The sequence below is a fragment of the Solwaraspora sp. WMMA2065 genome (assembly GCF_030345075.1).
Taxonomy (GTDB): domain Bacteria; phylum Actinomycetota; class Actinomycetes; order Mycobacteriales; family Micromonosporaceae; genus Micromonospora_E.
The window spans coordinates 2,801,659-2,820,431 of sequence record NZ_CP128361.1 but is presented as its reverse complement, the minus strand read 5'-3'; the positions used below and the strand labels follow the sequence as shown (position 1 = coordinate 2,820,431).

14 protein-coding genes are annotated in these 18,773 nt (G+C 71.1%); all 14 read left to right on the top strand.

Annotated elements, in window-relative coordinates:
• Positions 1-40 precede the first annotated feature (40 nt).
• The 14 genes from O7610_RS12700 (at position 41) to O7610_RS12635 (ending at position 18,656) form a co-directional block, all read left to right on the top strand.
• Entirely contained in the window at positions 41-1,549 is a 1,509-nt protein-coding gene (locus tag O7610_RS12700; protein WP_281555659.1) for a sugar ABC transporter ATP-binding protein, read from the top strand.
• A 55-nt stretch (positions 1,550-1,604) separates the two neighbouring features.
• Positions 1,605-2,684 (top strand): ABC transporter permease, encoded by a 1,080-nt coding sequence (locus O7610_RS12695; protein WP_123602930.1) that lies wholly within the window; start codon positions 1,605-1,607, stop codon positions 2,682-2,684.
• Between the two features lie 107 nt (positions 2,685-2,791).
• Positions 2,792-3,883: a substrate-binding domain-containing protein gene (locus O7610_RS12690; protein ID WP_281550953.1), complete on the top strand. Its 1,092-nt coding sequence runs from the start codon at positions 2,792-2,794 to the stop codon at positions 3,881-3,883.
• A 54-nt stretch (positions 3,884-3,937) separates the two neighbouring features.
• Positions 3,938-5,125, top strand: coding sequence for a Gfo/Idh/MocA family protein (locus O7610_RS12685; protein WP_475054651.1), 1,188 nt, complete (start codon positions 3,938-3,940; stop codon positions 5,123-5,125).
• Between the two features lie 294 nt (positions 5,126-5,419).
• Positions 5,420-8,674: a ThuA domain-containing protein gene (locus tag O7610_RS12680; RefSeq protein ID WP_281550951.1), complete on the top strand. Its 3,255-nt coding sequence runs from the start codon at positions 5,420-5,422 to the stop codon at positions 8,672-8,674.
• Positions 8,675-9,032: 358 nt separating this feature from the next.
• The gene (locus tag O7610_RS12675) at positions 9,033-10,205 is read left to right on the top strand and encodes an inositol-3-phosphate synthase (protein WP_289213347.1); all 1,173 of its coding nucleotides are present in this window, start codon (positions 9,033-9,035) and stop codon (positions 10,203-10,205) included.
• Positions 10,202-11,170, top strand: coding sequence for an SCO3242 family prenyltransferase (locus tag O7610_RS12670; RefSeq protein WP_281550949.1), 969 nt, complete (start codon positions 10,202-10,204; stop codon positions 11,168-11,170). The genes O7610_RS12675 and O7610_RS12670 overlap by 4 nt, the downstream gene beginning before the upstream one ends.
• Positions 11,167-12,138, top strand: a complete 972-nt coding sequence (locus tag O7610_RS12665; RefSeq protein ID WP_289213346.1) for a sugar phosphate isomerase/epimerase family protein — start codon at positions 11,167-11,169, stop codon at positions 12,136-12,138. The genes O7610_RS12670 and O7610_RS12665 overlap by 4 nt, the downstream gene beginning before the upstream one ends.
• A complete protein-coding gene (locus tag O7610_RS12660; protein ID WP_289213345.1) occupies positions 12,135-12,806 on the top strand; it encodes an EboA domain-containing protein in 672 nt (223 codons plus the stop codon). Before O7610_RS12665 ends, O7610_RS12660 begins: the two co-directional genes overlap by 4 nt.
• A complete protein-coding gene (locus O7610_RS12655; protein WP_281550946.1) occupies positions 12,807-13,658 on the top strand; it encodes a TatD family hydrolase in 852 nt (283 codons plus the stop codon). It abuts the gene before it with no gap.
• A complete protein-coding gene (gene eboE, locus O7610_RS12650) occupies positions 13,658-14,824 on the top strand; it encodes a metabolite traffic protein EboE (RefSeq protein WP_281550945.1) in 1,167 nt (388 codons plus the stop codon). The genes O7610_RS12655 and eboE overlap by 1 nt, the downstream gene beginning before the upstream one ends.
• A complete protein-coding gene (locus O7610_RS12645; RefSeq protein ID WP_281550944.1) occupies positions 14,821-16,242 on the top strand; it encodes an alkaline phosphatase family protein in 1,422 nt (473 codons plus the stop codon). The genes eboE and O7610_RS12645 overlap by 4 nt, the downstream gene beginning before the upstream one ends.
• A gap of 92 nt (positions 16,243-16,334) precedes the next feature.
• Positions 16,335-17,378 carry a polyprenyl synthetase family protein gene (locus tag O7610_RS12640; RefSeq protein ID WP_475052381.1) on the top strand — a complete coding sequence of 348 codons (1,044 nt, stop codon included), beginning with the start codon at positions 16,335-16,337 and terminating at the stop codon, positions 17,376-17,378.
• A gap of 24 nt (positions 17,379-17,402) precedes the next feature.
• A complete protein-coding gene (locus O7610_RS12635) occupies positions 17,403-18,656 on the top strand; it encodes a glycosyltransferase family 4 protein (protein WP_281550942.1) in 1,254 nt (417 codons plus the stop codon).
• Positions 18,657-18,773: the final 117 nt, after the last annotated feature.

Genomic DNA, 18,773 nt, shown 5'->3' with positions numbered 1-18,773 from the left:
CGAGCCCGGCGGCACCCCGGCCGTGGCCGCCGGCGGCGACGTGGTGCTGCGGCTGACCGACGTCGTGAAGACCTTTCCCGGGGTACGCGCCCTGGACGGGGTGCAGCTCGAGGTGCGTGCCGGGGAGGTGCACTGCCTGCTCGGCCAGAACGGGGCCGGCAAGTCGACCCTGATCAAGGTGCTGGCCGGCGTGCACCGCCCCGACGCGGGGCGGGTCGAATGGCAGGGCCGACCGGTCCGGTTCGCCAATCCGCAGGCCGCGATGCGGGCCGGCATCGCCACCATCTACCAGGAACTCGACCTGGTCGACGACCTCTCCGTGGCGGAGAATGCCTTCCTCGGCCACGAGCCGCGGACCGCAGGCTTCGTCCGTCGGTCGGCGATGGCCCGGCGCACCCGCGACATCCTGGGCCGACTCGGCCACGCCGAGATCCGACCCCGCGGGCTGGTCCGATCGCTTCCGGCGGCCGGCAAGCAGGTGGTCAGCATGGCCCGGGCACTGTCCCACCAGGCCAAGCTGATCATCATGGACGAGCCGAGCGCGGTGCTCGCCCACGACGAGGTCGAGAACTTGTTCCGGATCATTCGCGAACTGACCGCTCAGGGCATCGCGGTCATCTACATCTCACACCGGCTGGAGGAGATCCGCGAGATCGGTGACCGGGTCACCGTACTCAAGGACGGCCGGACCACCGCGCAGAACCTGTCGGCGCAGACCACCCCGACCAAGGAACTGGTCAGCCGGATGACCGGCCGGTCCATCGAGTACGTGTTCCCACAGCGGGAGCCGAACCCACACGGGGAGCAGTTGCTGGAGGTGTCCCGGCTCAGCCGTGCGGGGGAGTTCAGCGACGTCTCACTGACCGTCGCGCGGGGGGAGATCGTCGGCATCGCCGGCCTGGTCGGTGCCGGTCGTTCGGAACTGCTGGAGACGATCTTCGGAGCCCGGACCGCCGACACCGGCAAGGTCACGATGGCCGGCAAACCGGTACGGGCCGGCAGCGTCGGTGCCGCGGTGCGGGCCGGCATGGGCATGGCACCGGAGGAACGCAAGAGCCAGGCACTACTGCTGGGCGAACCGATCTTCCGGAACATCACGTTGGCCACCTTCGGTCGCCTCGCCCGGGTCGGGTTCACCGACGCCGGCCGGGAGGTCAGCGCCGCTGAACGGGTGGCCGGCTCGCTGGAACTGCGTCCCCGGGGCGTGCACCGTCCGGTGCGCCAGCTCTCCGGCGGCAACCAGCAGAAGGTGGTGGTCGGCCGGTGGCTGCTCGGTGACACCCGGCTGCTGCTGCTCGACGAGCCGACCCGGGGCGTCGACGTCGGTGCCCGGGCCGAGCTGTACCAGGTGATCCACGACCTCGCCGCGCAGGGCGTGGGCGTCCTGCTGGTCTCCAGCGAGGTGCCGGAGGTACTGGGGCTGGCCGACCGGGTGCTGGTGATGCGGGAAGGACGCGTCGTCCACCAGGCCCCGGCCGGTGAGATCGATGAGGAGACCGTGCTCGACCTCGTCATGTCGGGGTCGGCGAAGGAAAGTGCCGCGGCGTGACCGGGCGACCCGACCAGTTGGCCAGCGGCCAGCCGGTAAACGAAGGAGTAGGACTGTGACCGCGGAAGAGGCCACGGCGACCGTACCCGGTAAGGAGAAGCCGGCAGCGCCGCCGGCGCACGGCGCGGACGAACCACCCCGGCAGAGCTGGTGGCGTTCCGACGCCAGCGAGTACGCCCGACGCAACCTGTGGCTGGTCGGCGTCCTCGTGATTCTGGTCATCATCGGCGCCGCCACCCGGCCCGACCTATACAGTGACCCGACCTGGGTCCGCAACAACATCTTCACCATCCTGCAGCAGGCCTCCGCGATCGGCGTGGTCACCGTCGGCATGACATTCGTGATCATCGCCGGCGGCATCGACCTGTCGGTCGGCGCGATCATGGCGCTGGCCGGGGTATGGGCCACCACGGTGGCGACCCAGAGTTTCGGCCCCGGCGGCATGATCTTCACCGCTGTCGTGGTCGGGATGTGCGTCGGACTGGTCAACGGAGTGCTGATCTCGTACGGCCGGCTGGTGCCGTTCATTGCCACCCTGGCGATGATGGTGGCCGCGCGAGGGCTGGCCGCGCTCATCTCCGGCAAGCAGACCCAGGTCTCCACCTCGTCGGTGATCAACGGGATGGCCACCCAACGGATCCTCGGAATCCCGCTGCTGGTGATCATCCTCGCCGCGGTGGTCGCCGCCGGCTGGGTGCTGCTCAACCGCACCACCTTCGGCCGACGCACCGTTGCGATCGGCGGCAACGCCGAAGCGGCCCGGCTCGCCGGCATCAACGTCCGGTGGCACACCCTACTCATCTACGGCCTGTCCGGGCTGTGCTGCGGTATCGGCGCGATCATGCTGACCGCGCAGGCCAACTCGGCCCAGGCCGCCATGGCCAACCTGTACGAGCTCGACGCGATCGCTGCGGCGATCATCGGCGGCACGCTGCTCACCGGCGGCCGCGGCACCATCATCGGCGCCCTGTTCGGGGTGCTGGTCTTCTCCACCATCACCAACCTGTTCGCCATCAACGGACTCTCCACCGAATCCCAGAACATGATCAAGGGCGGGATCATCGTGGTGGCCGTTCTCATCCAGCAGTTCCGGTTCAACTCCCTCAGTCAGCTCTTCAACCGAAGAACCGCCTGAGGCTCCACCTGACACACCCATCCACCGCCCGGTGGCCGTCGACTCCGACGGTCGCCAGGCCCCGCACACCCCGATAACTCCCCGCCATTGCGATCCAGGAGGTCGTCATGACCGCTTTCTCCCGTCGGACACTGTTCGGCGCGCGCGGCGCCGCCGCCAGTGACATGTCCCGCCGTCGGCTGCTCGCCGGTGGTGCCGCAGTAGGTGCCGGTGTACTGCTGAGCGCGTGCACCAGCAACGAGGCCGCCCCGACCAACACCCAGACGCAGGCCGCCAACCAGGGCAACCCCAACTCCGAGCCCGGTGAGACCGTCACCATCGGCTTCTCCGCCCCGGCGGCCGACCACGGCTGGCTCGCGGCGATCACCAACAACGCCCGGGCCCAGGCCGAGGCGTACTCGGACGTGGAGTTCCTCACCGTCGAGGCGGGCGCCGACGCCGCCGCTCAACGGGCCGCGCTGGACACGCTGATCTCGCAGAGCCCGGACGTCATCGTGATGCTGCCGCACGACGGAGCCGAGCTGACCGCGAGTGGCCTGCAGGCCATGGAGGCCGGCATCCCGGTGGTCAACCTGGACCGGGCGTTCACCCAGGCGCTCGCCTACCGCACCCAGATCAAGGGCGACAACTACGGCATGGGCGTGTCGGCGGGCAACTACATTGCCGCCCAGATGCAGGAGAAGGGCATCGCCAACCCGGTGATCGCCGAGATCGCCGGGATCGACGCGCTGGAGCTGACCCAGGAGCGGTCCGCCGGTTTCAAGGACGCCCTCGAGGTGCACGGCTTCACCGTCGCCAACCGGCGGGCGGCCGAGTTCACCGCCGACTCCGGCCAGCGCGAGGCGGCCAACCTGCTGCAGGCCCTGCCGGAGATCGACGCCATCTGGAACCACGACGACGACCAGGGCATCGGGGTACTGGCTGCGATCAGCCAGGCCAACCGGTCGGAGTTCATCATGGTCGGCGGTGCCGGTTCGCGGGCGGCGATGGAGGCGATCCAGGCCGACGACAGCGTGCTGAAGGCGACCGTCACCTACAGCCCGTCGATGGCCTCCTCGGCGATCTCGCTCGCCCGCCTGATCGCACAGGGCCGGGGCATGTCCGACCTGGTCGAGCTGCAGGTGCCCAAGGAGATCATCCTGGCCTCGGAGACCATCACCAAGGAGAACGCGAGCGAGTACCTGCCGCTCGGGTTCTGACCTGCAACGGGGAGGCTTACCTTGTCCGCTGAACACAACGAACTGCGGGTCGGCATGATCGGCTACGCGTTCATGGGCGCCGCGCACTCGCAGGCCTGGCGAACCGTGAACCGGGTCTACGACCTGCCGGCGTGGGTCCGGATGACCGCAGTGTGCGGCCGGGACGAGTCCAAGGTGGCCGAGGCCGCCGACCAACTCGGCTGGGAGTCGTACACCACCGACTGGCGGGCGCTGATCGCCCGGGACGACATCGACGTGGTCGACATCTGTACGCCGGGTGACAGCCACGCCGAGATCGCCATCGCGGCACTCGCCGCCGGCAAGCACGTGCTGTGCGAGAAGCCACTGGCCAACACGGTGGCCGAGGCGCAGCAAATGGCCGACGCGGCTCGGGTCGCCCGGGCCGGCGGCGTCCGGTCGATGTGCGGATTCAACTACCGGCGGGTGCCGGCGGTGACGTTGATGCGTCAACTCGTCGCCGACGGCCGGATCGGAACGATCCGGCACGTGCGGGCGGTGTACCTGCAGGACTGGATCCTCGATCCGGACTTTCCGTTGGTCTGGCGGTTGCAGAAGGACAAGGCGGGTTCCGGGGCGCTGGGTGACATCGGTGCGCACATCATCGACGCCACCCAGTTCGTCACGGGCCAACGGATCGCCCGGGTGAGCGGGCTGACCGAGACGTTCGTCAAGCGGCGGCCACTGCCAGCCGGTTCCAGCGGGCTTTCCGCTTCGGCCGGCGGCGGGTCCGCAGACGACGCCGAACCGGCCACCGGCGAGGTCACCGTCGACGACGCCGCGCTGTTCATGGCCCGGCTCGACGGCGGGGCGGTGGCCAGCTACGAGGCGACCCGCTTCGCCGCCGGACGCAAGAACGGGTTGCGGATCGAGATCAACGGCTCGCTCGGGTCGGTCGCGTTCGACTTCGAGCGGATGAACGAACTGGAGTTCTTCGACGCCACCCGGCCCGCGGCCGAGCAGGGCTTCACCCGCATCATCGTGACCGAACCGGAGCACCCGTACCTGTCTGCCTGGTGGCCGCCCGGCCACGGCATCGGGTACGAGCACTCCTTCACCCACCAGGCCCGTGACTTCGTCGCGGCGCTGGCGGCCGGAGACGATCCGACACCGTCCTTCGACGACGCACTCCAGGTCCAGCAGGCGCTGGCCGCGGTGGAGGAGTCGGCCGGGCTCGGCGAATGGGTCACCGTGGATCCGGCGAATACCACGGCACCGGCCTGATCGGCTCGACCTTCGTCGAGAGGTCTGGAAACCGAGACTCCTCGTCCCGTGGGCGAGGGTCGCCCGGCGCGGTTGCGCCCCGCGCCGGGTGATCCGCGGGTACGAGGACGGCTCGTCCGGCGTGACCGGATCGGGATTCCCCGGTCACGCCGGACGGCCAGCAGGGCGTACCAGAAGACTCTGGCGGACGTGGCACCGCGCCAGGGGTGAGGCACCAACCGTCACTGTCCGTCCACAACGGAATCAGTGCCCACGGTGAGGCATGAGCCTCCCGAACCCCCGGAGGAACGACTGATGAGTAGATCCGCCCGGCGATGGCTTGCCGTCGCCGCGGGTGCGGCACTCGCCGCACCCATGATCACCACCGCGCCAGCGGTAGCCCACGACGGCCACGAGCACCACGACGACTACCAGGTGCTGGTCTACACCCACAGCGAGGAGGCGGCCCAGCCGTCGACCGCCAAGGGTGTCAACGCCATCCGTACCCTCGGCAAGAACAACGGCTTCACTATCGACGTGTCCCGCAACGGGACCAGCTTCACCAGTGAGAACCTCGCCAACTACGCGGCAGTGGTGTTCATCAACAACACCGGTGACGTGCTCGACGACGCGCAGCAGGAAGCGTTCGAGGACTACATCAAGGCCGGTGGCGGGTACCTCGGCGTGCACCTCGCGGTGGACGCCGAGCCGGACTGGGCCTTCTACCGTGGCCTGGTAGGCACCACCTCGACCGGCACCACCGCCAACGGTGCCGGTGTCATCGACGTCGCTGACCGCTACCACCCGTCCACGGCGAAGATGCCCCGCGAAGTGATCGTCGAGGACGAGTACCTCAACTACACCGGCAACGTCCGGGGTGTGCAGCACGTGCTGGCCAGCGTCGACCCGACGTCGCTGGACGGCAGCAGCATGGGTGCCGACCACCCGATCTCCTGGTGCCAGGACTACCAGGGCGGCCGGTCCTGGTACACCGGTCTCGGCGCGTCGGCGGACACCTTCACCATCGGGGCGGTCCGCAAGCACCTGCTCGGTGGCATCGAATGGGCTGCGGGCATCGCCGAGGGCGACTGTGGCGCGACCGTCGAGTCGAACTACGAGCGGGTCGTGCTCAACGACCAGCCCGGTGAGCCGATGACACTCGCGGTGCTGCCCGACGGGCGGGTGCTGCACAACACCCGCGCCGGGGAGATCCGCCTGTACGACCCGGCGACCGGGGCCAGCCCGGTCATCAACAACCTCGACGTCTACCAGCACGACGAGGACGGCCTGCAGTCGGTGACCCTGGACCCCAACTTCGCGGAGAACAAGTGGGTCTACCTCTACTACGCGCCACCGCTGGACACTCCGGTGGACGACCCGGCCACCCCGGGGGTCAACGAGGGCGACGCACCGGCCAACAGTGACGACCCGAGCGTCTGGGAGCCGTTCAAGGGCTACAACCTGCTCTCCCGGGTCAAGTTCGTCGAAGAGCCGACCCCGCACCTGGACATGTCGACCGAGCAGGAAATCATCAAGGTTGACGTCGACCGCGGGGCGTGCTGCCACGTGGCCGGCGAGGTCAAGTTCGACGGTCGGGGCCTGCTCTACCTCGTCACCGGCGACGACACCAACGCCAGTGGCTCGGACGGCTACACCCCGATCAACCGGTCGGCCACTCGGGGTCCGGCCTATGATGCCGCGCGCTCCTCGGCCAACACCAACGATCTGCGGGGCAAGGTGCTGCGGATCCGCGTCAAGGACGACGGTAGCTACAGCATCCCGGCCGGCAACCTGTTCCGGGAGTCGCAGGACGTCGATGACAAGACCCGTCCGGAGATCTTCCTGATGGGCCTGCGCAACCCCTTCCGGTTCGACGTCGACGACCGTGGCTTCGTTTACATCGGTGACTACTCGCCGGACTCGCGCAACCCGGACCCGCAGCGGGGCCCGGAGGGCACCGGCCGGTGGTTCGCGACCAAGACCGCAGGTAACTACGGCTGGCCGTACTGCTACTCGCCGACCCTGCCGTACGTCGACTACGACTTCGAGACGGAGACCTCAGGCGAGCCGTTCAACTGCGCCGCACCGATCAACGACTCGCCGCGCAACACCGGTCTGAGTCTGCTGCCACCGGTGGAGCAGCCGCAGTTCTGGTACACCTTCAACGCCACCACCACCTGCCGGGACGCCTACCTGGTCGACCCGGCCGGCACCTGCGACTTCCAGTGGCCGGTGATCGGCACCGGTGGCGTCGGTCCGATGGGCGGCCCGATCTACAAGTACGACGATTCGCTGGAGTCGGAGTACAAGCTGCCGGCGTACTACCACGACACGGTGTTCTTCGGCGAGTTCAGCCGGGACCGGATGTTCAACATGCGGACCAACGGCAGCGGCAAGTTCTTCGGTGTCGAGGCGTTCCTACCCGGCTTCACCTTCGACAACCCGATGGACATGGAGATCGGCCCGGACGGCACCCTGTACGTGCTGGACTACGGTGACGGCTTCTTCCGGGCCAACCCGGATGCCTCGCTGTACCAGATCCGGTACGTCAAGGGCACCCGCGGTCCGGTCGCCGAGCTCGACGTCAGCCCGACGTCCGGGCAGGCGCCGCTGAACGTGCAGTTCTCCAGTGAGGGTTCGTTCAGCCCCGAGGTCGGCGAGACGATCAGCATCGCCTGGGACTTCGACGGAGACGGCACCACCGACTCCACCGAGGCCAACCCGTCGTTCACCTACACCAGCAACGGCGTCTACTACGCCCAGCTGACGGTGACCGACTCCACGGGTAAGCAGGCGACGCTCAGCCGTACCATCACGGTCGGTAACACCGCTCCGACGGTCGAGGTCACCCTCCCGGTGTCCGGTTCCTTCTTCAACTGGGGCGACACGGTGCCGTACGCGGTGACCGTCACCGACCCCGAGGACGGCACCATCGACTGTGACCGGGTGGAGGTCACCTTCGTCCTCGGCCACGACGAGCACGGTCACCCGCAGACCAGCACCACCGGCTGCACCGGTACCTTGCCGACCCCGGCCGACGGTGCCGACCACGCTGGTAGCTACCTGTTCGGCGGCATCAGCGCCCGCTACACCGACCTGGGCGGCGGCGGCCAGCCGGCGCTGACCACAGTCGGCCAGGCCACTATCCAGGTCTACCAGCAGCAGGCCGAGTACGCCCAGATCAAGCAGGGCGTCGAAACCTCCAACACCACCGACACCGGCGGCGGCCTGCACGTGTCCAGCATCGACGGCGACGACTACATCGCCTTCGATCCGATCAACCTCGACGGGATCGAGTCGCTGACCCTGCGGCACAGCCGAGGCTCCTCGTCGACCGTGGGTGACCCTCGGGCGATCGTCGAGGTGCGGGTCGACGCGCCGGACGGACCGTTGGTGGCCAGCACCACGCTGAACGCCACCTCCGGATCGCGTGACTGGACCAGTCACGACGTCGCGATCGACCACCCGGCCGGGACACACCAGCTCTACCTGGTGTTCCGGACGGTGGACGGTGGTCCCGACAGCAACCTGGTCTACCTCAACTGGGTGCAGTTCAACCCGGCGAGCTGACCCGGTCCCCGGGCTGGTGGCCGGTCGGCCACCAGCCCGGGGATGACGACCGGTGACCGCCGGGGCGGGCGTACCGCCCGCCCCGGCGGGGACCGACCAGCAGGACCGCGGCCGGGGTAACCCGGCCGGGGACAACCGAATCGGGGGAGGCAGGGCCGAACGCCGAACGTCCCTGCCTGCCACAGCCCCGTCCGTCCGGTCGACCGGGCCCAACGACGGCGTCGTTGACGCCGACCTCGGCGCCGTCGACGGTGGTGCCACCCTGGCGCGCCCGGACGGACGGGGCCTTGCCAGCCCGGCAAGGCAGACAACCGGCAGCAGTACGAGTACCGCCAGGGGCGGGCGTTTGGAGGCAGGAATGCGTACCGGAGTCTGGTTGATCGGGGCCCGTGGCTCGGTCGCGGTCACCAGCATCGTCGGCGCGCTGGCGGTGCGCGCCGGCCTGGCCGACACCACCGGCTGCGTCACCGAACTGCCGGCGCTGCGTGGCCCGGCCCTGCCCGGCTTCGCCGATCTCGTCTTCGGTGGCCACGACATCGCCGCGACGCCGCTGGTGAAGAAGGCCGACGCGTTGGCCAGCGCCGGCGTGGTCCCGGGGCTGCTGGTCGCCGCGTTGCACACCGAGCTGACCGGCCTGGAACCGCAGCTGCGTCCGCTCCCGACCGGGACCACCCAGGCCGAGACCGCAGCGGCGATCGCGACGGACCTGGTCGCCTTCCGCCGCCGGCACGACCTCGACCAGGTGGTGGTGGTCAACGTCTCGACCACCGAACCGGCGCCGCAGCCGCACCCGGCGCACCACGACCTCGCCGCCCTCGCAGCCGCGCTCACCGAGGCGCCCAGCGGCGCGCCGGTGCTGCCGCCGAGCGCGTTGGTGGCGTACGCCGCGCTCGGCGCCGGCTGCGGTTACGTCGACTTCACCCCGTCGGTGGGGGCCCGGTTGCCGGCCCTCGACGAGCTCGCCCGACAGCGGGGGGCACCGTACGCCGGGCACGACGGCAAGACCGGCGAGACCCTGGTGAAAGCGGTGCTGGCCCCCATGTTCGCGCTGCGTAACCTGCAGGTGCGCAGCTGGTCCGGCAGCAACCTGCTGGGTGGCGGCGACGGGGCCAACCTGGCCGAGCCGGCAGCCAACGCGGCCAAAGCGGCCAGCAAACAGCGGGTGCTCGGCGAGATTCTCGGCTACCAGCCGCAGGGGCACACCCGGATCGAGTACGTCGACGACATCGGCGACTTCAAGACCGCCTGGGATCTGATCACCTTCTCCGGATTCCTCGGCACCGGGATGCGGATGGAGTTCACCTGGCACGGGTGCGACTCGGCACTGGCCGCCCCGTTGGTGCTGGACCTGGCCCGGCTGACCGCTGCCGCCGCCCGCGCCGGACGCGTCGGACCCCTGCCGGAGCTGGCGTTCTTCTTCAAGGACCCGATCGGGTCGGGTCCGCACGCCCTCGGCGACCAGTGGCGAACCCTGGTCGACTTCGCCGCGGACCTGCACGGGCGGACCGGCGAGCCGGGCGGGGTCGCATGACGCCGCCCCGGTGGTCGGACCTGGCCGAGCTGGTCCGGGCACCGGCAGCGCTGTCCGTACCGGGTGACGTGGTGGCCGGGGCGGCGGCCGCCGGTGGGCTCGGCCCGCGGACCGTCGGGCTGGCCGGCGCATCGGTCTGCCTGTACTGGGCCGGGATGGCGGCCAACGACTGGGCCGACCGGGAGCTCGACGCGGTCGAGCGGCCGCAGCGGCCCATCCCGTCCGGCCGGGTCACCCCCGGTGCCGCGCTCGCCGTCGCCGCCGGGCTCACCACCGCCGGTCTGGCGCTCACCGCCGTCACCGGCGGCCGTCGAGCGCTCGCCGTCGGCGTGCCGCTGACCGCCGCCGTATGGGCGTACGACCTGTGGGCCAAGAACACCCCGGCCGGCCCGGCGGTGATGGCCGCCTGCCGAGGGCTCGACGTCCTGCTCGGCTCGGCCGGCACCGGCCGGACCCGGGCCGCGCTGCCCGCCGCGCTGGCCGTCGCCGCACACACCTACACCGTGACCGAGCTGTCCCGCAGTGAGGTCAGCGGTGCCGATCCCCGGCTGCCGGCGGCCACTCTGGCCGGGACCGCCGCCATCGCGCTGGCAAGCGCCGCGTCGGCGACCGGCCGGGCCGTGTCGGTCCGAGCGCCGGCGGCCGGCCGGGCTTCGGCGGCCCGCGCGTCGGTGGCCGGCCGGGCCACCTCCGCCCGCTGGTGGCGGGCCGGGGTCACCGCCGGACTCGCCGGCTGGTACGCCGCCCGATACGGCGCCGCGCAGGCCGCGGTCGCCCGCGACCCCCGGCCCGAGCAGGTACGTGCGGCGGTCGGCGCCGGCATCGTCGGTCTGCCCGCCCTGCAGGGCGCGCTCACGGCCCGGGCCGCGGCCACCGGAACCGGCCTGGCCACCGCCGTCGGACTTGCCGTCTCCGTCGCCGCGCCACTCGGCCGGCGGCTGGCCCGCAGGGTATCCCCGACATGAGCACCGACCAGGCTGGGGAGCCCTCACCGGCGACCAGCGGGCCCGGTCCGGACGCGGCAGCCGGACTGCGGTTCGGGTACGGCACCAACGGCTTCGCCAACCATCGGCTGGGCGACGCGCTGGCGCTGCTCGCCGACCTCGGCTACCAGGGTGTCGCGCTCACTCTCGACCACGACCACCTCGACCCGTACGCCGCCGGTCTGCCCCGCAAGGTGGCCCGGGTCGCCGAGCAGTTGCGGGAACTCGACCTCGCGGTCGTGGTCGAGACCGGCGCGCGGTACCTGCTCGACCCGTGGCACAAACACGCCCCGACCTTGCTGCACGACACCGCGTCCCGCCGGATCGACTTCCTGCGCCGGGCGGTCGCGATCGGCGCCGACCTGGGTGCGGAGGCGGTCTCCTTCTGGTCCGGGGTGCGCCCGGCCGCCGTCGACGACGCCACCGCCTGGGACCGGCTGGTCGCCGGCTGCGCGACGGTCGTCGAGGCAGCCGACGCCGCCGATGTCACCCTCGGCTTCGAACCCGAGCCCGGGATGCTGGTGGCCGACATCGCCGACTGGCGGCGGCTGCGCGACGCCCTGGGCCGTCCGGCCCGGTTCGGCATAACCCTCGACATCGGACACTGCCGGTGTCTGGAACCGGTGCCGGTGCCGCAGTGTGTCACTGACGTGGCCGCACACCTGGTCAACGTTCAGATCGACGACATGCGCCGGGGCGTGCACGAGCACCTCGAGTTCGGCACCGGGGAGATCGACTTCCCGCCGGTGCTGGCCGCCCTCGACGCCGCCGGTTACCGGGGTCTGGTCGCCGTCGAGCTGCCCCGGCATTCGCATGCCGCCCCGGCGGTCGCCGCCCGGTCCATCGAGTTCCTCCGGTCAGCCGAACTCCACGCTCACTCGGGATCGGCCCGTACGGCATCAGCCGGCACAGGATCGGCCCGTACCGCCGCTGAAGGAGGCCAGCCGTGAACCGACCCGCCCAGCCCGACGACGAACCCGCCGACGTCGCCGGCCGACTCGCCGACGCGCTGTCCGGCGTACCCGATCCGGACTGGCTCGCGCAGGCGCGGAACCGGATCGTCACCGACCGGGCCAGCCTGCCGATGCTGTTCGCCAGCGCAGGCCGCCGCTGCGGCCGGGCCGAGCTGGCTGCCGTACCGGGATGGTCGGCCGACGAGGCCGCCCGGGTACTGCTCCTCGTCGACCTGGCCACCGTCACGACTGAAGCGGAGCTGGCCGCCGCGGTCGCCGACTGCTACCACCACGGTGACGCCGCCGAGCGTCGGGCGGTGCTCAAGGCGCTGCCGCTGCTGCCGGTCGGTGACCGGGCGGTGCCGCTGCTCGACGACGCGATCCGGACCAACGACACCCGGCTGCTGGCCGCCGCGCTCGGCCGCTACGCCCGCCACCTCGACCAGCAGGCGTGGCGTCAGGCGGTGCTCAAGTGCGTCTTCACCGGCGTGTCGCTGGCCGCGGTGCACGACCTCGACGCCCGCGCCGACGCCGAGTTGCTGATCATGCTCGCCGGACTGCACGACGAGCGGGTCGCCGCCGGCCGGAACCTGCCGGACGACGCGCTCGCCCTGCTGCGGCGGCTGCGCGCCGTGGCAGACACCACCACCCGACAGGAGGGGTGAATGCGCATCTTCGACCCGCACATCCACATGACCTCACGGACCACCGACGACTACCGGGCGATGGCCGACGCCGGGGTCCGGGCCCTGGTCGAACCGGCGTTCTGGCTCGGCCAGCCGCGCACCAACGTCGGCTCGTTCGTCGACTACTTCGACTCACTGCTCGGCTGGGAGCCGTTCCGGGCCAGCCAGTTCGGCATCCGGCACCACGCCACGATCGCGCTGAACCCGAAGGAGGCCAACGACCCCCGCTGCGCCGGCGTGCTCGACGTACTGCCCCGCTACCTGGTCAAGGACGGGGTGGTGGCGGTCGGCGAGATCGGCTACGACTCGATGACCCCGGCCGAGGACGAGGCGTTCGCCGCCCAGCTGGCGCTGGCCCGCGCGCACGAGCTGCCGGCCCTGGTGCACACCCCGCACCGGGACAAGGCCCGGGGCACCGAACGGACCCTGGCGGTGGTCGCCGAGTCCGGCATCGACGCCGGCCGGGTGGTGGTCGACCACCTCAACGAGGTGACGGTCGGGGTGGTCAAGGAGTCCGGCTGCTGGATGGGCTTCTCCATCTACCCGGAAACCAAGATGTCGCCGCCGCGGATGGTGGAGATCCTCAAGCAGTACGGCCCGGAGCAAATCCTGGTCAACTCGGCCGCCGACTGGGGCCGGTCGGATCCGTTGCTGACCCGGACCACCGGCGAGGCGATGCTGGCCGCCGGATTCAGCGCCGACGACGTAGACCGGGTGCTGTGGCGCAATCCGGTGGAGTTCTACGGCCAGTCCGGCCGGCTCGACCTGAGCGACGTCGCCGCCACCGCACCGACCTTCGAAGGCAGCTCGATCATGCGGGGCGGTGGCTGATGCGCCTGCACGACCGGCGGCGGCGCACCGTCCACCTCAGCTACTGCACCAACGTGCACCCGGCCGAGGACCTCGACGGAGTGCTCAGCCAGCTCGGCACGTACGCGGTGCCGGTCCGGGACCGGCTCGCCGCCGACCCGCTCGGCCTGGGTCTGTGGTTGGCCGCACCGGCTGCCGCTGCGCTGGACGCCGACCCGGCCGCCCGGCGCCGGCTACGGGCCGCACTCACCGAGCGCGGCTTGGAAGTGGTCACCCTCAACGGTTTCCCGTACGAGGCGTTTCAGGCGCCGGTGGTCAAGCACGCCGTGTACCACCCGGACTGGGCCGATCCGCGCCGGTTGGACTACACCCTGGCACTGGCCCGGATCCTGGCCGACCTGCTGCCCGACGACGTCGAGCGCGGCTCGATCTCCACGTTGCCGCTGGCCTGGCGGGAGCCGTGGGACACCGAGCGGGCCGATGCCTGCGCCCGGATGCTGGACCGGCTGGCCGCCGGCCTGGCCGACGTCGAACGGGACACCGGCCGTACCGTCCGGGTCGGCTTCGAACCTGAACCGGGCTGCGTCGTGGAGACCACCGCTCAGGCCGCCGAACAGCTGGCCCGGGTGGACACCGAACGGCTCGGCGTCTGCGTCGACCTGGCCCATCTCGCCTGTGCCTGGGAGGAGCCGGTCGCCGCGGTCGGTCGGCTGCGGTCCGCCGGGCTACCGGTGGTCAAGGTCCAGGTGTCGGCCGCGTTGGAGGTCTCCGATCCGGTCCGGGACCGGTCCGCGATCGCCGGGTACGTCGAACCACGGTTCCTGCACCAGACCCGGTCGGGTGTTGCCGGGGCGGCCGACGATCTCGATGCCGCACTCGACGCCGGGCTGCCCGGCCCGTGGCGGGTGCACTACCACGTGCCGCTGCACGCCGCGCCGGTCGCGCCACTGGCCGCAACGATGCCGCAGCTGCGAGCCGGTCTGGCCGCGGTCGTCGACGGCACCGACTGCGACCACTTCGACGTGGAGACCTACACCTGGGGGGTGCTGCCGGAAGGGCAACGTCCTACCGGGCCCGACCAGCTCGCCGCCGGAATCGCCGCCGAGCTGGCCCAGGCCCGCGAGGAACTGGTCGGGCTCGGCCTGACCGCCTGCACCCGTACCGCCACCGGATCGGAGGCCGCATGAACCCGCTGCTCGTGCTCGACGTGGTCGGCCTGACCCCCCGGCTGCTGCGCCACATGCCCCGGCTGGCGGCGGTCGCCGACACCGGCTTCCAGGCCGAGCTCGGCACCGTGCTGCCGGCGGTCACCTGCTCGGTGCAGTCCACCTTCCTGACCGGCGAGCCGCCGTCCGGCCACGGTATCGTCGGCAACGGCTGGTACTTCCGCGACCTCGGCGAGGTGTTCCTCTGGCGGCAGCACAACGCCCTGGTCGGCGGGGAGAAACTGTGGCAGGCCGCGCGCCGGTTCCGCCCCGACTACACGGTGGCGAACATCTGCTGGTGGTACGCCATGGGTGCGGACGTCAACTGGACCGTCACCCCCCGGCCGATCTACCACGCCGACGGGCGCAAGGATCCGGACTGCTACACCGATCCGCCGCAGCTGCACGACGAGCTGACCGGCCGGCTCGGCACGTTTCCGCTGTTCAACTACTGGGGGGCGGGTGCCGGGCTGGTGTCGTCGGAGTGGATCGCGAAGGCGACCCGGCAGATCATGGCCGACCACTCGCCGGACCTGACCCTGGCGTACCTGCCGCATCTCGACTACGACCTGCAGCGCTATGGCGGCGGCGGGCCGCACGCGCAGCGGGCGGCCGCCGAACTCGACGCGGTGCTCGCCCCGCTGCTGGACGCGGCGGCGGCACGCGGCGCGACCGTGGTGGCGCTGTCCGAGTACGGCATCACCGATGTGTCACAGCCGGTGCACGTCAACCGGCTGCTGCGCGCCGAAGGGCTGCTGCGGGTCTACTCCCAGGCCGGGATGGAGTACCTGGATCCGTGGACGTCGCGGGCGTTCGCCGTCGCCGACCACCAGATCGCCCACGTGTACGTCCGGGATCCGGCCGATGTCGCGTCGGTGGCCAAGCTCTGTGCCGGCCTGCCGGGCGTGGCGCAGGTCCTCGACGCCGACGGGAAGGCTGCTGCCGGCCTGGACCATCCGCGCTCCGGTGAGCTGGTGCTGGTGGCCGAGCCGCAGGCCTGGTTCACCTACTACTACTGGCGCGACGACACAGCAGCGCCGGACTTCGCCCGGTTGGTGGAGATTCACCGCAAGCCCGGCTACGACCCGGCGGAGCTGCTGTTCGACCCGGCCAACCCGGGTGCAGCCAAGGCGCGGGCGGCGATCGCCCTGGCCCGCAAGAAGATCGGGCTGCGGTACACGATGAACGTGGTCGGGCTGGACGCCGGCGCGCGGGCGGTCCGTGGCTCACACGGCCGGCTGCCGGACGACCCCGCCGACGGCCCGGTACTGCTCTGCTCGGACCCGGCGCCGGCCCGGGACCGGTTCGCCGCCACCGAGGTCAAGTCGCTGCTGCTGGAGTTGGCCGGGCTCGACGCCGGTGCACCGGCACCGTCGCCGTCGCCCGAGGTGTCCCGGTGACCGTGGCGCCGGCCCGCCCCGGCGACGGTTCGGGTCGGGACGCCCCGGCCGGTGCCGGTTCGGGTCCGGACGCCCCGGCCGGTGCCGGTTCGGTGGGTTGGTCGCTGCGGGAGCGGTGCGACGTCGAACTGACGGCGTTCCTTGACCGGCAGGATCCGCACTGGCCGGACGGGGCACCGCGCGGGGTGTACGACACACTGCGTCGGTTCGTCCTGGTCGGCGGCAAGCGGCTGCGCCCGGTCTTCTGCTACTGGGGGTGGCGCGGCGCCGGGGGAGCGGACTGCCAGGAGATCGTCGCGGCCGCCGCCGCGCTGGAGATCTTCCACGCGTTCGCGCTGATTCACGACGACATCATGGACGGTAGCGACCGCCGCCGGGGTGAGCCGTCGGTGCACCGGATCTTCGCCGACCTGCACACTCGCTCGTCCTGGCGGGGCGACTCCGGCCGGTATGGTCACAACGCCGCGCTGCTCTGCGGGGACCTCTGCGCCGCCTGGGCGGACCAGATGTTCCACGAGTGCGGGCTCGACGCCGAGCAGATCCGGCGCGGCTACGCGGTCTTCGCCGGAATGCGGACCGAGGTGATCGCCGGGCAGTACCTGGATCTGGTGTCCGGCGTCGGCGATGGTTCGGTGGCCAGTGCGCTGACGGTAATCAGGATGAAAGCCGCCAGATACACAGTTACCCGACCATTGCAGATCGGTGCCGCCCTTGCCGGGGCCGAGCCGGAACTGCTGGACGCGTACGCTGCCTTCGGTGATCCACTGGGTGACGCGTTTCAGCTCCGCGACGACGTACTCGGGGTGTTCGGCGACCCGGCGGTCACCGGCAAGTCGGTGCTCGATGATCTGCGAGAGGGCAAGTCGACGGTGATGATGGCGCAGGCCCGCAACCTGGCGGACCGCAGCCAGGCAGCCCGGTTGCGAGAGCTGTTCGGCAATCCGGAGCTGGACCCGACCGGGGCCGACGAGCTGCGCAGCATCATCGTCGACACGGGAGCTCTCGAGGCGATCGAGCAGATGATCCGGATTCGTACCCAGGAAGCGGTGACCATTCTCGTCGATGCGTCGTTGACCCCCGAGACGCGCACGGAATTGACCGCCCTGGCTGAATCGGTGGCCGAGCGGCAGAGCTGACCCGCAGGACCCCAAGGAGGCATCGTGGCCGTACCCCATCAGGTGACCGGCGGTTCGTTTCCGGTCGACCAGCATGGTGTCGAACCGGGACCGGAGCACCGGCGGCTGCGGATAGCCATGATCGGACAAAAGGGGATGCCCGCGACGTACGGCGGGATCGAGCGCCACGTCGAGGAGCTGGCCAGCCGGCTCGCCGGTCGGGGCCATGACGTCACCGTCTACTGCCGGCCCAGCTACGGATCGGTGCCGATGGACCGGTACCGCGGCGTACGGCTGCGCCAGGTACGGACCGTGGCCAGCAAGCACCTCGACGCCATCGTGCACTCCACCACCTCGACCCTGGCCGCCATGCGTGACCGGCCGGACATCGTGCACTACCACGGTCTCGGTCCGGGGCTGGTCGCGCCGCTGCCCCGCTACCTGGCCCGTAGCAAGGTGGTGCTCACCGTACACGGCCTCGACCAGCAACGGGCCAAGTGGAGCAGGCTCGCCCAGACGGTGCTCGGCACCGCCCACTGGCTCAGCGGGTACGTGCCCGACGCCCGGGTCGCCGTATCCCGCGGCCTGGCCGACCACTACCAGACCAGGTTCGGCAGTACGGCCAGCTACATCCCCAACGGGGTCGGTATCCCACGCCAGGTCCCGGCCCGACAGATCGGCCCCCGCTTCGGCCTCACCCCCGGCCGGTACCTGCTGATGGTCGGCCGTCTCGTCCCGGAGAAGTCGGCGGACCTGCTGGTCCGCGCCTTCCGTCAGGTGGACACCGACCTGCGGTTGGCCATCGTCGGCGGATCGTCGTTCAGCGACGACTTCGTCGCCCGGGTGCGCGCCGAGGCCGTCGACGACCCCCGGGTCGTCTTCACCGGGTTCGCGTACGGCGATCTGCTGGCCGAGCTCTACTCGCACGCCGCCGGATTCGTCCAGCCGTCCCGGCTGGAAGGGCTGCCGCTGACCCTGCTGGAAGCGGCCTCCTACGGCCTGCCGGTGGTGGCCAGCGACATCACCCCGCACGTCGAGGTGCTCGCCGCCGACGGCCCCGGGCAACGGATCTTCCGCGACGGCGATGTCGACGATCTGATCCGGGCGCTGCGCCAGGTCGCCGCCGATCCGGACGCGGAGCGCACCGGAGCGAAAGCCCTGCGTGACCGGGTCTGTGCCGAGTACACCTGGGACGCGGCCACCGCCGAGCTGGAAGCGCTGTACCTGGAGCTGCTCGCCCCCCGTGGACCGCAGCTGATCCGGCCCCGCCGCCGGACCCGTACGGAACCGGACGGCTGATGGCCGGCCCCGGCGTGTCGGCCCATACTGGCTCGTCGAGGATCCAGCTAGATTAGGCCGGCCCACCGGCGAACAACGGTGGGCCGGGGCCGGCCCACCGGGGCGGCAGATTGACCT

Excerpts from the sequence above, each read along its gene's own strand:
- O7610_RS12675 (WP_289213347.1), top strand. The coding sequence starts at position 9,033 with ATGCGTACCGGAGTCTGGTTGATCGGGGCCCGTGGCTCGGTCGCGGTC.
- O7610_RS12670 (WP_281550949.1), top strand. The coding sequence starts at position 10,202 with ATGACGCCGCCCCGGTGGTCGGACCTGGCCGAGCTGGTCCGGGCACCG.
- O7610_RS12645 (WP_281550944.1), top strand. The coding sequence starts at position 14,821 with ATGAACCCGCTGCTCGTGCTCGACGTGGTCGGCCTGACCCCCCGGCTG.
- O7610_RS12685 (WP_475054651.1), top strand. The coding sequence starts at position 3,938 with ATGATCGGCTACGCGTTCATGGGCGCCGCGCACTCGCAGGCCTGGCGA.
- eboE (WP_281550945.1), top strand. The coding sequence starts at position 13,658 with ATGCGCCTGCACGACCGGCGGCGGCGCACCGTCCACCTCAGCTACTGC.
- O7610_RS12655 (WP_281550946.1), top strand. The coding sequence starts at position 12,807 with ATGCGCATCTTCGACCCGCACATCCACATGACCTCACGGACCACCGAC.
- O7610_RS12690 (WP_281550953.1), top strand. The coding sequence starts at position 2,792 with ATGACCGCTTTCTCCCGTCGGACACTGTTCGGCGCGCGCGGCGCCGCC.
- O7610_RS12665 (WP_289213346.1), top strand. The coding sequence starts at position 11,167 with ATGAGCACCGACCAGGCTGGGGAGCCCTCACCGGCGACCAGCGGGCCC.
- O7610_RS12680 (WP_281550951.1), top strand. The coding sequence starts at position 5,420 with ATGAGTAGATCCGCCCGGCGATGGCTTGCCGTCGCCGCGGGTGCGGCA.